The organism is Sorangium sp. KYC3313, from assembly GCF_052075895.1.
Taxonomy (GTDB): Bacteria; Myxococcota_A; Polyangia; order Polyangiales; family Polyangiaceae; genus Sorangium; species Sorangium cellulosum_B.
In genome coordinates this window covers 10,168,172-10,183,277 of record NZ_CP197255.1, presented here as the reverse complement: position 1 = coordinate 10,183,277, position 15,106 = coordinate 10,168,172, and the positions used below count along the sequence as shown (strand labels likewise).

Here is a 15,106-nt window from a genome sequence, read left to right as displayed (position 1 = left end):
GTATGCGTCCCTGGCAGGAGACACCCACTTGCAAGCTGGTCTGTTGAAGGACATCGCCGCGGCGCTCGCCGCCGTCGAGCCGGCAGGCGCGTTCGCCACGGAGCTCGGGTGCAGCGGCGAGGATCTGCACATCGAGGTCGAGGGGGTCGGCCCCATCCGCTTCCCGATCTCCGCCGCCACCGCGCGAAAGCTGTGTTCCGTCGCCCGCCCGGCCCCGTTCGGCCGGCGCGACAAGACCTTGCTCGATACGAGCGTGCGTGACAGCTGGGAGATCGGCCGGCGCCGGCTCAAGATCGACACGCGGCGGTGGCGGCGCACCCTCGCTCCGAAGCTGGCGCTCGTCCGTCAAGGCCTCGGGCTGCCCGAGGGCGGTGAGCTCCACGCCGAGCTCGACAAGATGCTCGTGTACGGACCCGGCCAGTTCTTCGCGCCGCACCAGGACTCGGAGCGCGCCGACGACATGGTGGGGACCCTCGTGGTGGAGCTGCCGTCCAGGCACGAGGGCGGATCCATCGTCGTCGAGCACGACGGGAAGAAGAAGGTCTTTCGCGGGGCCGCGCGGGGTCCAAAAGATCTATCGCTGCTCGCCTTCTACGCGGATTGTCGCCACGAGGTGAAGCCGGTCGACGCAGGCTACCGGATCTCCCTCACGTACCACCTCCTCTACCGCGGGGCAGCGGAGGCTCGCGCGCCGCTCGGCCGCGCCGCGATCGAGCGCATCGAGGCGAGCAGCAAAGCCTACCTTTCGACGCCGATCTCGCTGCCGTACGCGCAGTCTCCCCCACGGCGGCCGGACCGCTTGATCTACCTCCTGGACCACGAGTACACGCAGAAGAGCCTCGGATGGGGCCACCTCAAGAATACGGATCGGCTGCGCGCCTCGGCGCTGCAAGAGGTCGCCGAGCGCCTCGATTGCGAGGTGTACCTCGCCCTCGCCGACGTGCACGAGAGCTGGTCGTGCGAGGGCGCCTGGGATGACTACGGTGGTCGCTGGCGCGGCGATCGCGGTCACGACGACGATCCCGAGGGCGCCCGCGACGCGGACGAGCACGACCTCATCGATCTCCTCTGTACGGATGTCGTGCTTCGCCACTGGGTCGGCCCGGATGGGCGGAGCGCGCCCGGCATCGCGACCATGCGGGCGGGCGACGACGTATGCTTCACGAGGGCCTCGACCGAGATGGCGCCGTTCCAGTCCGAGCACGAGGGGTACATGGGCAACTACGGCAACACCGTGGACCGCTGGTATCATCGGGCCGCCGTCGTGATGTGGCCGCGGGATCTGGCCTTCGAGGTGCGCGCGAAGCTATCGCCGTCATGGGCCGTCGACGAGCTCGGCTCCCACGTCGAGGCGGGCAGGGCGGACGAGGCCCGCGACAAGGCGAAAAGGCTCCTGCCCTCCTGGCATACGGCTGCGTCGGACGAGCTGAGCGAGGCGTCCTTCAAGCGGCTGATCGAGGTATCGGCGGCGCTCGGCGACGCCGATCTGGCCCTCGGGCTCGTCTCGCCCTCGGGGCCACATCGGTTGCGTCCCGGCGTGGTGCCTGCCTTCGTGGCCCTCGTCGAACGCTACGGCTTCTCGTGGTCGAAACAGGTCTTCTCCGCGTGGGCCGAGCGCGCGCGCTACGATACCCCGCCCTGGCTCTCGTTCCTCCCCCGCCTCGGCGAGGCGCTCCGGGCCGGCGGAGAGCACGGCGAGGCGCTCGCCGCGTGGCTCCTCTCGCGCGAGGTGGACTCGTTCGAGAAAGGGCGCAAGGGCGCGCTCCTGTTGCCGGAAGCCGTCAGGGAGGCCGGCGCCGATCGACTCGTCGACGATCTGCTCTCGTTGCTGGAGACCGCTGCCGCGATCCGGGCGCCCTCCATTCGCGACGACCTCATCGCCTCCCTCACGGCGCCCGAGTCGGCGCTGCCGCTCATGACCGCCGGCGCGCTGTTGAAGAGGTGCCGGAAGGGGCGCAAGCCCGCCGCGGTGCAGGCCCTCGGGCTGCAGGCGCTCGTTCGCCGCGTCGAGGTCCTGCTCGAACGAGCCGTCGCGGCGAACGCGCGCAGCGCGGACGACTGGTCGATCGAGCCCCCGCCCGGGTGCTCCTGTGCGCTGTGCAAGGTGCTCGCGGCGTTTCTGGTCGATCGAGCCCAGGTCCAGCTCGCGTGGCCTCTGGCCAAGGAACGGAGGCGGCACATCCACGGTGTGATCGATGCTCACCGCCTGCCCGTCACCCACACAACGCTTCGCCGCGGAAGCCCCCAGACGCTCGTCTTGACGAAAGAGAAGGCGCTCTTCGACCGCGAAGCAGCGCTGCGGGCGCAACAGAAGGCGCTGCTTACCTGGCTCAAGAAGGAGCGCAGCGCGTTCGGTTGACCGCTCCATCTGGCGAGGACGCCGGGACGCTGGCCAGTCGATGACCAGACGCAACCCGCGCGGCAGCCGCTCGGAATGCCGCCCGTGGCATATTGACCGCGTCTGCCCGACTGGGTACGACTGGTTCGTGCCTGGTGAACCTGAACAACGAACGCTATCCGCCACGGGCGGACAGCGGTATCTGGACAAATCAGGTAACGGCAGCTTTTTGTTTCTGATCGCGGACAGCCATCGGCCGCTCGCGTCGTCGGCGCGCATCGCGCTCGATGACGTGGAGGAGGTCGTTATCGGCCGCGGCAATGCCCGCAGGCTCGAGGTCGCGGACAGCGGCTCACGCCGGCGCGTCGAGATCCGGCTCGACGACCCCTGGCTCTCGTCGAGGCACGCGCGGATCATGCGGGTCCTCGGCCGGTGGTGCTTCGAGGATTGCGGCTCCAAGAACGGCAGCATCCTCAATGGGGCGCCGAGGAAGCACGCCGAGCTCGCGGAGGGCGACGTGCTCGAGCTGGGCCGCACGTTCTTCCTCTACCGCGCGGCGATTCCCCGCGGCGCCGAACAGGTCACTCTGCTGGAAGCGTCGAGCCTCGCCGCGCACGTCCCCGGGCTGCTCTCCCTCATCCCGTCACAGCTCGAGATGTTCGAGCAGCTCAGGGTGGTGGCGGCCTCCACCATCCCCGTGCTGATCCAGGGCGAAACGGGCACCGGCAAGGAGCTCATGGCGCGCGCCATCCATTCGCTCTCGGGCAGGCCGGGCGCGTTCGTGGCGATCAACTGCGGCGCCCTGCCGCGGGATCTCGTCGAAGGCGAGCTCTTTGGCCACAGGAAGGGCGCCTTCTCCGGGGCCACCGAGGATCGCCCCGGGCTCGTGCGCAGCGCCGATCGCGGGACGCTCTTCCTCGACGAGATCGGCGACCTGCCGTTGTCCGCCCAGGTGGCCTTGCTCCGCGTGCTCCAGGAGCGCGAGGTGCGCCCCGTGGGCGGCACGCGCTCGATCTCCGTGGACCTTCGCGTCGTGGCGGCCACACACCGGCCGATCGAGCGCATGGCGACGTCGGGCGACTTCCGCTCCGACCTGCTCGCGCGGCTCTCCGGTCACGCCGTCGAGCTCTCGCCGCTCCGGGCTCGCCGGGAGGACCTGGGCCTCATCCTCGGCGCGATCCTCCGGCGCGCCGACGGAGCGCGCGCCGAGCAGATCCAGCTGCACCCGCGCGCGGCGCGCGCCCTCGTCACGTACGGCTGGCCGCTCAACGTGCGCGAGCTCGAGCAGTGCATCACGACCGCGGCGGTGCTGGCGCAGCGGGGTACGATCGAGCTCGATCACCTGAACAGCGCGCTGCGGCGCAACGCCGTAGGCGCCGCGGCCCAGGCAGACGATCCCGCGCGGTCCGACGAGCTCAAGGCGCTCCTGCGCGAGCACGGCGGAAACATCGCCGGCGTGGCGCGCGCCATGGGCAAAGCCAGGATGCAGATCCATCGCTGGTTGAAGCGCTATGAGATCGACCCCGATGACTTCCGCCAGTGAGGCGCTGCGCCGCGGTCGTGGGGTGAGGCGACCGTGACGCCGGACACGGTCATCGCGGCCCGATACCGCGTCGTGCGGCGGCTGGGCGCGGGCGCGATGGGCGCTGTCTACGAGGTGATCGACGTCCAGACGGAGCGCCGGCGGGCGCTCAAGGTGATGCACCCTCATACGGTCGAGCGCGCCGACCTGAGGGAGCGATTCGCGCTGGAGGCCCGCGTTTCCGGTCAGGTCGACAGCCCCGCGCTCGTCGATGTCGTCGACGCGGGCGTCGATGACGCCACGGGGACTCCCTTCCTCGTGATGGAGCTGCTCCGGGGGGAGACCTTGAGTGAGCGGCTCTCGCGCGTGGGCCGCCACCCGCCGGAGGAGGTGCTCGCCTATCTCGGCCAAGCGGCGCCGGCCATCGACAAGATGCACCAGCTCGGCATCGTCCACCGCGACCTGAAGCCGAGCAACCTGTTCCTGGAGCAGCGAGAGCACGACGCCCCGCGCCTCAAGATCCTCGATTTCGGCGTGGCGAAGGTGCTGCGCGAGGGCGCGACCCGCGGCTCGACCGGCGCGGTCGGGACGCCGATCTACATGGCGCCGGAGCAGTTCCAGAGCGGCAGGATCACACGCTCCGCCGATATCTACGCGCTCGGCATGATCGCGTTCACGCTCCTCGTCGGCAGACCCTACTGGGAGGACGAAGTGGGCATTGGCGACAGCCCCGTCGCCTTCGCGCTCATCGCGCTGCAGGGCCCCAAGGACCGTGCGTGCGAGCGCGCCGCGAGCCACGGCGTGACGTTGCCGCCCGCGTTCGACGCCTGGTTTGCTCGCGCGACGGCGCTCGCGCCGGGCCAGCGCTTCTCGACGGCGGGCGCCGCCGTCGAGGCGCTCGCGCGAGCGCTCGGCGTGCCAGGCCACGATCTGCCCGCCGAGCAGGCCGACGTGGACGAGGCTCGTGAGGGGGCGCCGCCCGTCGGCGAGCGGCCGACGCGGACCGACACGTTCCCATCCGACGGGCGGTGGGGCGGCGGCGAGGCAGTGAGGCGCACGGACTCGGTGGGCCCCGGCGCATGGGGGTCCGGCACCGAGCCGCTTCGCTCCGAGCCCGAGAGCGATTCACCGAACCCGACCTCCCCTCAGCAGCAGGCCATCGTGCATCGGTCGCGCCGGTGGCGCTGGATCGCAGCCTCGATCGTCACGCTGGCCGCGATGGGTCTGGGCGCCGTCCGGTGGGCGTTCCCTCACCGGCCAGCGCCTGCTCCTCCTCCCACCGTCGTGCGATCTCCGCTGGAGCCCGACAGCGCCGTGCTCGCTTGCCCGATCCTGGAGGCCTCCGGGGTCGAGGAGCCGGCCGGGTGGCTGGGAGCGGCCGCGGCGGCGACGTTCTGCGAGCGGGCTCGGGTCCTCCTCGGAGGCCGCGCGGCGCGCACGCTGGTCCCTGCGGAGCTGCTCTCGCTCCCGCGGCCGCACGCGGACACGGCTCCGATCGATCCCTATGCCGGGCCGGAGGCTCGCGCGCAATCGCTGGACGCGGCGCGCGGGAGGGGAGCGGCTTACGTGGACGGGGCGGTCGTCCTGGAGCCGTCGCGTGCCTTTCGGCTCACGGTCACGCTGCGGGCCGCCGACGGCAGGGAGCTCGCGTCCTCGGTCGGAAGGGCGAGCGCGCTCTATGAAGCCGTGAGGAACGCCATGGACCCTTGGGTCGATGCGGGGGCGTTGCCAAAGGCCCCGCGCCTCGACGACGCCGTGGCCGATTACTCGAGGGCGCGCACGGTCGACGGGGCGCTGGATCTGCTCGACCTGACGCTGGCCATGACCCACAACGCCGGCGGGCTCCGGCAGGAGTGCGCCCGGTTCGAGGCGCGCGGCGGCGCGCTCGCGGAGATGGGACCAGGAGAGCGCTTCCGCTGCGCCTACACGCTCGGCGAGCCCGCACCTGTGCTCGCGCTCCCACCGGTCAGCGCGAACGCCTCACCGGGTGAGCTCGCCGCGCGCGCCCGCGTCGATCTCATGATGCGGCGTGCCGTCGATCCGACGGCGGTGGCGGAGCTCCAGCGCCTCCATGATCGCGAGGCGTCGGCCTGGGGGCGCTCGACCCTCGCGGCGACCCTATCGTGCCTGCTGCCGTCGCCCGATGAGAGGCGCGCCACGGAGACGACGACGCTCGCCAAGGACATGGCGTTCAGCGCGGTGCAGGCCGAGCCGAAGAACCCGATCGGGGAGTGGTGCGCGCCCTGGGTGCAGCTGGCGACGGTGACGCACGGGACCCGGAGCGCGGCGAGCGCGCTGCAGGGAATGCGGGCCTGGATGCCGTGGGAGGCGTATGGGTGGCTGTTCGAGGACTCCGACCCTGGAGCGGCCGAGGCTCCTGCGCAGCAGGCTCGCAGGCGCGCCCTCAGGTTCGCGCGGCGTGCCTATGTCCTCTCGCCCCTGGACATGAACGTGGCCGACACGCTGGTCGATCGGCTCCTCCGCGAGGGAGCGCGCCAGGAGGCGCGCGGGATAGCGCTCGCCGTGGGCCAGGGGAGCCAGGTGCTGCACAAGGTCGGCGGCGAGCTCCTCCTCCTCCGCGTCGAGGCGAGCGAGGCCGGCATCGGCGCCGCCCTCGAGCGGGCGACGCGCGCGATGGCCATCTCCCCTTTCGATTCCGGGTTTGTCCGCGTGCAACGCCTCCAGATCGCCTGGCGCGCGCTGGAGCTCGCGCTCGTCCTCGGGCGCGAGCGCGAGATCGCCGACCTCATCGCCGCCCGCTTCCTCGACCCGGAGCCACCCCTCCTCGAGGGCACCCACATCAGCGTCCCGCTCCGCATGGGGGCCGTCTGCGCCCGCGCCAGCCGGGCGGTGTCGCGGCGCTGCTTCGAGCGGCTTCGCAAGCTCCGGGTCCGGTTCCCGGAAGGCGAGCTGCCGAACACGGAGAGCTTCATCACGGGAGCCGAGCGTCATGCCAGCGGAGACCGGAGGGGCGCCGCGCTGGCGTGGCGCCCGCTGCTGCAGGAGCCCGAGCCGTTCGTCGAGGTGCTCGGCGACGCCATGGTCGCGACCTATGAGCGCGAGGGGGAGCACGAGCTCGTGGACCGGCTGGAGCGGGCGAGCCCGGACGATAGCGAGGCCCTGAACGGCGCGAGCCTGAAGACGGTGCGCGAGGCGGAGCGCGCGGCGAGGCGCGGGGACAGGCAGCGGGCCCTCGAGCTGGCCCAGCGGGTGATCAAGGCCTGGTCGGCGGTGGACGCCCCTGTCCCGGCGGTCGAGTCGATGAGGCGGCTCGCGGCGAGGCTACTTGAGTGAACGGTCGATCAACCAGGGTTTGAACGACGAGCACCCGGCATCGCTCCTGAGATCGCATGGATGGTTCAAATAGACCGTGACAGGGTATTTCCAGTTTGCGCCCGCCTCATCACACGGCGTGTAGATGGATCGCCTGTCACCAGCGGACCGAGCGCAAGCGCCCGGATTCCCGTTGAAAGGAGAGCATGGCTTCGGCTCATGGACGAAGCACTGCGCTGCCGCGTCGGACGCAGGGAGGGCGCAGAGCCTGTCGGCGAGGTTCGCCATGCCTTGACTCCAGTCCTCGCCATAACACGCGTACTGCTTGTCGAAGAGCACCCCGTCGGGCCGAGCCCCCCCGGGGTTCGAATCGAAGATGTTCCCGTAGAACCCGCCCTCGCGGTACCTGAACAGCTCCACCTCCTTCGCCGGATACCTCACGCCCTCGCCCAGCGCATTCTCGAATTTCACGTCGACCGCAAAATTTCGCTCCGATAGCATCACGCTGAAGTACCCGACCTGTTCGGGGGTGGAGCTCGTCTCGTCAACAATGCCTGTGCCAGCAGGACCATTCGGGGGACACAAGAAATCCACCGTGTCGCCCGGACCGTCGAGCGTGTCGCTCTTGATGTGCTTGATGTACCTGCTGCGAGGATCTGCCGCGTCGTAGTCCACATGGTTGCAGCCGTGTATGCCCGCGCACACGCGCACGAACACCGGAGATGAGCTGGCGTGGGCCGAGTTGAGCTTGAGCGTGACCTTCCTCGGCCCGCTATCGCCTGACCGCTGCGCCACGCATTGCCCGACGTAACGCGCCGTCCACCCGCAGTCGCTCGTCGCCTGACGCGGTCCTCCGGGAGCGTTGCACGCGGCGAAGCTCTCGATCTTCGTGGCCTCGCCTGTGCCGGTGTTCCTCTCTCGAGACCTGGTCTCGGCGGGGACCTTGTCGTGGAGCGCGACGAGATCCCCTGGGCCGCGCATGGATACCACGACCACCTTGTTGAGCGCGTTCACCCGGGCGAGCACGCCGGCGGAGACCGCTTGCAGGCATTCCGGGGATGGAAGGTCGTTGAACCAGTCCCCGAGCGATCCCCCGCCGGCGCATGCCCCGATCTGCCCGTTCCACTCGTAGCGCTTGTTCCCCACGCGGGCCGACACCTTCTGGCCCTCCTTCAGGGCAAAAGATACGATGTAGTGCATCAGCTGAACGGCGCGGGGCTCCAGCGTCGGGTCCTGCGTGCTGAAAGGCCTGACATCGTCGAGCTTCAGGCTGTTCAGCTTGCTCACCTTGAGGCGCTCGAGCAATTCGCTGTTCGCGCGGAGCGCCTCCGCGCTGATGCCGTTCTTGGGCATGCCGTTGTGAGGCAGCTGCCCCGGGGGCGCGACTGGCGCTGCTGGCCCACCTGTGGACGCCGGCGTCACAGGCCCGTTGGGATTCACCGTGACGATGCATCCGCCGCACCCCAGGAAAGAACCCACGCCGATGCAGGCTAGCGCCATGTACAAACGGCTGATGGCCACAGGCATTCTCCTTCTCCTGAACTCGAGTCGCCAGGTGAGCGCCCCTCGCGGACGCGCATCCTGGCACGGACGCGCGGCGGTTGGCCAGCTGGCCCCATCGATGCTGAATGGTTTTTACCGCCGCCAGAGCATCTTTCGTGCCACGGTGTGCGCTGCGCGCCGTTGCCCACCAGCGTGGCTGGATGCCTGGTTCTGATCGCGGGCGGCACGTTCGCCGTCCCGTCGAGGCAGCGCCGAGCGCCGGCGCGGTGAGCCCGCTCGGCGCGCCCAGCGCCCGCGATAAACCGGGGTGTTACGCCGGTGATACACCGTGTTGCGCTGCGGAAAAACGCGCCGCGCACGTGTCCCCGTAACAGGTCGGGCGCCCCGCTGTTGCACCGCGCGGCGCGGAGCCAGGGGCGTCACAGGACGGCGACGGTACCGATGCGCCGGGCCGGCGGTCCGTTTCGGCGTGGAGCCACGAACGATGGGCCGCCATGGCACGCCACATCCAGCCCTCGGCATCACCCCGTCGAGGCGCGGGCGTCCGCGTTTGGCACGCGCCTGAAAGGCCAGCTCTGGCCACACGCGGTCGTCCGTCCGGTTGGCACCGGAGCTGCAGTACCAGCAAGCGTCTGCCCGACCGGGCGGTCAGGCGCCCGGATAGCCATCACTCGGCCCGGGATCCGTGGCCAAGGGCGGGGGATACGTCCAGCTCTGCGTGAGGATTGCAGACGTTCTGGATCTTCTCGTCACGCGCGGGAGCCTTTCGCGCCGCGCGCACCAACGACCAGCGATGGAGAATTCCATGAAGAATCGATCGATAGGCGCAGCGTTGACCTGCGCCCTGCTGCTCGCCGCCTGCGGCACCGAGCCGGAAGAGCCGGAGCTCGCCGGATCGAACAGCGACTCGCTCATCGTGGCGCCCTCCAAGCGGGCGCCCAGGGTCGATCAACTGCATCTGCGGCTCACGTCGGATGGCGTCGGGGTGCTCTCGCTCGAGCTCGCGCCGAGCGACCGCAAGCGGGTGATCGAAGAGAACAAAGGCGCGGCGTTCCAGATGAGCCTCGATGCGCGCGAGAAGGCGATCACCTTCAACGACTCGGGAACGAAGCCGGATCTCAAGGCCGGAGACGGCTTGTTCTCCGCCTCGGTCCCCATCGACCTGGAACGGCTGAGCCAGATCAACAGCGAGATCTCGAAGCTCAAGACCCGCAGGCTCCAGACGTTCGAGCCGGGATCGCGCATCGCCTCCAAGGCCATCGAGATCTCGCAGACCAACGCGATCGACATCGAGGCGCTGAAGAAGGGCGCGACCATCCGTTTGCCCAACCTGGCGGAGCTCGGCCCCTTGCGCACGCTCGGCGGCGTGACCACGGCCGCCATCAACCCGCAGAAGTCGCTGTTGATCCGCTCCCTGCCGGTGATCGAGGACCCGGCGCGCACCATGAACCCGTGCGACGCGATCGCCGCGAACGCCCCGCTCAAGAAGTGGACCTTCGGCTACCTGATGGAACAGATGGCCATCGGGTCCGGGCTCACCGCGAGCCAGTTCGTCGAGCAGTGGCTGGCTTCGTGGCGCACCCAGCAGATCGTCAACGCGAGCTCGGGCAGCCTGGTCCTCGACGCGACGAGCGCGGCCGCCGCGGCGAACGTGGACAGCATGATCATCAACCCCTGGCGCCAGAGGAGCGGCGGGGGCGCGTTGAACCTCAGCATCGCGCCGTTTCGGCTGCAGGCCATCCTGGTTCGCCCTGACCTCGCGCAGAGCTCGCCCTACCTCGGCGGGGCCGCCGGCAACAACGGAGGCGAGCTCCGCTTCGTCTTCGGCCTGATGGAGGTGCGCGACGGCAATCGTGACGGCGACGCCAGGGACAGCGCGGACACCTGCCAGCCGATCGAGGCCGCGGCGATCTTCGAGTACGGCGTGCCCATCACGAGCTGCGTCGACATCAAGGAGTGGGCGAACCAGTGGGTCAACCTGAGCGCCTTGCTCCCCGGTGACCCCGCCTACGGCACGGCGCTGGAGGCGTTGACCGAGCAGGTGGTGAGGAACGGCGCCGCGCCGGACAACCCCAACCAGAGCGCGCTCAACCAGCTGCGCACGAACGAGATCGATCTGACGGGGATCTGGCAGATGCGCGAGTTCGTGATCCGCCCCGGGAGCGGACCTTTGCAACAGACCACCACCAAGAACAACCCCCGCGAGCACCAGGCGAGCTTCACGTCGGTTCCGGGCACGACCCCGGCGCCGATCGATCTGAACGGCAGCGACGCGCTGCTCACGGAGATCCTGGCCTCCATGAGCCCCGGTTACACGATGCCCGAGGCCCGCGGGGGCGTTCCCTTCATGGGCGGCGCGTCGACCTACAACGCCGGGACCTTCTGGGATCACCCGGACCTGGAGACGCCGGCGGAGCTCGACGCGCGCTTTCGGTTCTCGTCCAACACGTGCAGCGGCTGCCATACGGGCGAGACGGACACGCTCTTCTACCACATTCGCCCCGCGGGGCCCGGCGGCGTTCCCGGCATCTCGGCCTTCCTGCAAGGTCCGCTGACGGTGACGGACAATCGGGGGCTCAGCCATTCGTTCGCGGAGATGGACAACCGCAAGCAGGCTCTCGCGAGCCTCGCGAACCAGTCGTGTTCGTTCCGCGTTGGAATCCCGCCCTTCCAGGTGTTGCGGCTGCCGCTGCTGAGCGTCCACTGAACCGCGATGAGCGCGGGGCCCGCGGCCACCGAACGCGCCGCCCGGGCCCCGCCCCGGCCGGGCAGGTCGAGCCGGCCGGCGCCGCTTGACGACCGGCGTCCCTCGTCTATAGTGCTCCTCGCTGCTGCGGTGTGCGATCCCCTCGTTCGCGCACCGGGTCCAAATCGGGGGAGAGTGAGCCGCGGCCCCGTCGCGTGATCGCGCCGGCCGCGTGCGTCTTCGTGGATTGGACAGCAGCATGGTTGGCAAATTGCATCTCGATGCGGTGGTGCGTCGCCTGGATGGCGCGACGGCCCGCATCGACAATCCGTTCGGTATTCCGATCACCCTCGTGGCCAGGGAGGATGTCGTCGTCGAGGCCGACGGCATCGAGGAGCTCCTCCGGTTCGCCTCGCTTGAAGGCACGCTCCGCGATCTTCGGACATGGGAGAAGGCCGGCAGGATCGCCCCGTTCTGGGGCGGCACGGCCGGCGAGATCCGCTCCATCGTGCTCACGCCCGACTTTCACAAGGGCGCGGGCATCCCCGTGGGCACCGTCGTGGATGCCCGCGGGTTCGTGGTGCCGCAGGCCGTGGGCAACGACGTCTGTTGCGGCATGCGCCTGCTCGCGACGGACGTGGACCGGGACGAGCTCGCGCCGCACATCGGCGCCCTGAAGCGGCGGCTCCGCGCGATCTTCTTCCAGGGCCAGCGCGATATCCCCATGTCGCCGCGCCAGCGCGCGGCCATGCTCCGTGACGGCCTGTCCGGGCTGCACGAGACGGCGGCGGACAACGCCCGCACGGGCCTGTGGGCCCACTACGATCCTCGCGCCCAGCGCGCGGATCTCGATCGCGTGCACTTCCACGGCGGGCTCCCCGCGCGTGGGACGTTCGCGTTCGACGCGTACATCCAGGCGTCGGGCCGGGCGGACGGGCGTGACATCCAGATCGGCACGGTCGGCGGCGGCAATCATTTCGTCGAGATACAGGCCGTCGACGAGCTGGTCGACGGCGCGACGGCGCGCTCGTTCGGGCTCTCGAAGAACGCCGTCACGATCATGGCCCACGCGGGCTCCGTCGGGCTCGGACACGCGGTCGGCGGCTATTTCAACGAGCGCGCGCGCGCCTTGTACCCGGCGGGGGTGCCCCATCCGGCGCACGGCTTCTATGTGCTGCCGGCGGTGGGCCCCCACGCCCACGAGGCCTCCGTCTACCTCGACGCGATGCGGAACGCCGCGAACTTCGCGTTCGCGAACCGCCTCTTCCTGGGCCTCATGGTGGTGCGCGCGATGCGGGAGGTCCTTGGCCGTCACGTCACGAGCACGCTCGTGTACGACGCGCCGCACAACCTCATCTGGGAGCCCGACGGGGCCGAGCCGCGCTACCTGCACCGCAAGGGCGCGACGCCCGCCGGGGGACCCGACGGCGAGGGCGGCGCGTTCTCGTACACCGGTGACCCGGTGATCATCCCCGGCTCGATGGGCGACTCGAGCTGGGTGCTCGCGGGCGCAGGGCACGCGGCGCTGCTCGCGAGCGCGTGCCACGGCGCGGGCCGCAGCCTCACGCGCGGCCGCTCCGCGCACGCGGACGAGGACGTCTACCGGCGCGCGGTCGAGAAGCTGCACGTCGTGACGCCGCTCGACCCCGACGCGCCCCACGTGCGGCGGCGGCGCGACATCCTCGCGAAGTACCACCAGCGGATGAAGGAGGAGGCGCCGTATGCCTACAAGCCCATCACGCCGGTGGTGCGCTCCGTCGAGGAGGCAGGGATCGCGCGGCGCGTGGCGCGACTCTGGCCGCTCGTCACGGTCAAGGGATGAGGGCACGCGCCGGACGACAGCTCCGCCCGCGAGCGGGAGCCCGAGCTGTGCGGGCTCCCGGTTCCACCCGCCGAGCGGCTACCGGCGCCGACGCCCGAGAACGAGCGCAGAAGCGGCCAGCCAGAGAGCGGCGGCGAGTCCACCTCCCCCGGTGCTCGCGCCCGTCCGGAAAGCGCACGAGCTGTCCGAGTCGTTGCCGGCCCCGTCGTTCCCGCCGGAGGGGCCGGCGCCGTTGCCGCTGCCCGAACTGGCGGAGCCGGTCGTTCCGCCGGTGGCTCCGGTGACCGAGCCGCCGCTGCCCGAGGTCGTACCCCCGGCCTCGGCGCTGCCGCCGGTGCCCGTGGGCGCGCCCCCGGCGCCGTCGCTGCCACCGCTGCCGCCCGCTCCCTGGTCCGAGCCGCCGGCGCCGCCTCCTCCGTCGCCCCCGTCACCCGGCATGGTGGGTCCGGTAAACCGCCACCAGTTGAACTTGAAGAGGTCGCCGCCGCCACCGACGAACTTCAGGAACAGGTCGTGTTTCCCGCTGCCCCCGGTCACCGCACAGGTCTTGGTGGTCCAGGACGACGCGCCCGAGACGTCACACGTCCCGAGCAGCGTGCCGTTCTGACTGTCGAGGTGGAGCTCGATCTTCGCGTCGCTGGCTGCGGACGATACCCGCGCCTCGAAAGAGGTCACGCCGTCCAGGAAATCGACGTCCTTCACCTTGATGTAGTCGCCGTTGCTGATGGACGTGACGTTCATGCCGGCGCCGGTGTCGGTGCACACCTCGGTCTTGAGCCCGGACGAGAAGGCGATGGTCTCGGCCTCGACTTGCTTGAACGGGTCCAGCGTGTCGACGGCGGACGGTCCGTTCGTGGACATCATGATCTTCGGAATGCTGCCGTCGGCGCCGTAGGTGAACTCCTCCACGCAGACCGAGCGCTTGAAGTCACTGCCGCCCGGCAATGCGCTGTTGTGATAGAAGAAGTACGAGTGCCCCTTGTAGTCGACGACGCCGGCGTGGTTGGTGTAGGTCCGGCCAGCGCCCATGATGTCGCCGCGGACGGTCCAGGGCCCGGTCGGGCTGTTGCTGGTCGCGTAGCTGATCTTCTCGGTCCCGGCGATGGCGGCGTAGACGAGGTAGTACAGCGACCCTCGCTTGTGGAGCCACGGCCCCTCGGTGAAGCCGCTCAACGGCACCTCGGTGATGCTTCCCGAGGTGCTGATCATGTCCGAGTTCAGCTTCACGTGCCGGAGCTTGGCATTCCCCCAGTACATGTGGGCCTGTCCATCGTCGTCGACGAACACCGTCGGGTCGATGTTGCCGCCTCCGGGCGCCACGGCCAGCTCCTTTCCCAGCGGGTCCATGAACGGGCCTGCCACATTGTCCGATACGCCAACGCCGATCTTCGCGCCGGTGTTGTTGTTCAGCGGCACGTACAGATAGTACTTGCCGTTCCTGGCGACACCCTGCGGCGCCCACGCATTGTCGGTTCCCCACTTGAAGGTCTTGTAGCCCCCCACCGAGCCGTGGTCCGTCCAGTTGACCATGTCCGTGGTGGAGTACAACCTCCAGTCGTTCATGGTGTAGAAGTTGTTCACCGTGACGTCCTCGTCGTGGGACGTGTAGAGGTACAACCTGCCTTCGTGCACCATGGGCGCGGGGTCGGCCGTGTAAAAGGTCTGCACGATCGGGTTGTCCGCCCGAGCGGGGGAGGGGATCGCGGCGACGAGGCCCAGCGCCATCGCCGACAGGGTCATTCTTCTTGCTCGGTAGAACGTTGTATTTAAGCGCACGTTGAATCCTCTCGCGAGCGAAATTGCCGGCGCCCCGCACCCCTGGTGCTGACTCGACGGAGGCGCCCTCCAATGAGAGGGCAGCCCGCGCAAAGGCACGCAGGACGACCCCCCCAGGGCAAAGCACAAGTATACCCTTTCAAAATGTGAACGATCACATTCCTGGTGTCAAACCCAATCGACCGG

Annotated in this window: 7 protein-coding genes; 5 read left to right on the top strand and 2 right to left on the bottom strand. The window is 69.8% G+C overall.

Translation table 11 applies throughout. The features are described from left to right. The first annotated feature begins 28 nt into the window (after window positions 1–28). From ACSRUE_RS38595 to ACSRUE_RS38585, 3 genes are all read left to right on the top strand, one after another. On the top strand, window positions 29–2,359 hold the full coding sequence (locus tag ACSRUE_RS38595; RefSeq protein ID WP_441287931.1) for a 2OG-Fe(II) oxygenase: 2,331 nt from the start codon (window positions 29–31) through the stop codon (window positions 2,357–2,359). A gap of 208 nt (window positions 2,360–2,567) precedes the next feature. Further along, entirely contained in the window at window positions 2,568–3,881 is a 1,314-nt protein-coding gene (locus ACSRUE_RS38590) for a sigma 54-interacting transcriptional regulator (RefSeq protein ID WP_441287930.1), read from the top strand. A gap of 33 nt (window positions 3,882–3,914) precedes the next feature. Further along, a complete protein-coding gene (locus ACSRUE_RS38585) occupies window positions 3,915–7,154 on the top strand; it encodes a serine/threonine-protein kinase (RefSeq protein WP_441287929.1) in 3,240 nt (1,079 codons plus the stop codon). Here the strand turns inward: ACSRUE_RS38585 and ACSRUE_RS38580 are convergent. Then, complete coding sequence (locus tag ACSRUE_RS38580) at window positions 7,143–8,486, bottom strand: hypothetical protein (protein WP_441287928.1); 1,344 nt, start codon at window positions 8,484–8,486, stop codon at window positions 7,143–7,145. The genes ACSRUE_RS38585 and ACSRUE_RS38580 overlap by 12 nt on opposite strands. A 955-nt stretch (window positions 8,487–9,441) precedes the next feature. On the opposite strand from ACSRUE_RS38580, the gene ACSRUE_RS38575 reads away from it, so the two are divergent. Together ACSRUE_RS38575 and ACSRUE_RS38570 are read left to right on the top strand one after the other, a co-directional pair. Beyond that, window positions 9,442–11,343, top strand: coding sequence for a hypothetical protein (locus ACSRUE_RS38575; RefSeq protein WP_441287927.1), 1,902 nt, complete (start codon window positions 9,442–9,444; stop codon window positions 11,341–11,343). Window positions 11,344–11,581: 238 nt separating this feature from the next. Further along, on the top strand, window positions 11,582–13,144 hold the full coding sequence (locus tag ACSRUE_RS38570) for an RtcB family protein (RefSeq protein ID WP_441287926.1): 1,563 nt from the start codon (window positions 11,582–11,584) through the stop codon (window positions 13,142–13,144). A 78-nt stretch (window positions 13,145–13,222) separates the two neighbouring features. Here ACSRUE_RS38570 and ACSRUE_RS38565 read toward each other — a convergent pair whose 3' ends face one another. Continuing rightward, entirely contained in the window at window positions 13,223–14,884 is a 1,662-nt protein-coding gene (locus ACSRUE_RS38565; RefSeq protein WP_441287925.1) for a glycoside hydrolase family 43 protein, read from the bottom strand. Window positions 14,885–15,106: the final 222 nt, after the last annotated feature.

Coding starts and splice junctions, on each gene's coding strand:
- ACSRUE_RS38580 (WP_441287928.1), bottom strand. CDS start 8,486: ATGCCCAAGAACGGCATCAGCGCGGAGGCGCTCCGCGCGAACAGCGAA.
- ACSRUE_RS38575 (WP_441287927.1), top strand. CDS start 9,442: ATGAAGAATCGATCGATAGGCGCAGCGTTGACCTGCGCCCTGCTGCTC.
- ACSRUE_RS38570 (WP_441287926.1), top strand. CDS start 11,582: ATGGTTGGCAAATTGCATCTCGATGCGGTGGTGCGTCGCCTGGATGGC.
- ACSRUE_RS38565 (WP_441287925.1), bottom strand. CDS start 14,884: ATGACCCTGTCGGCGATGGCGCTGGGCCTCGTCGCCGCGATCCCCTCC.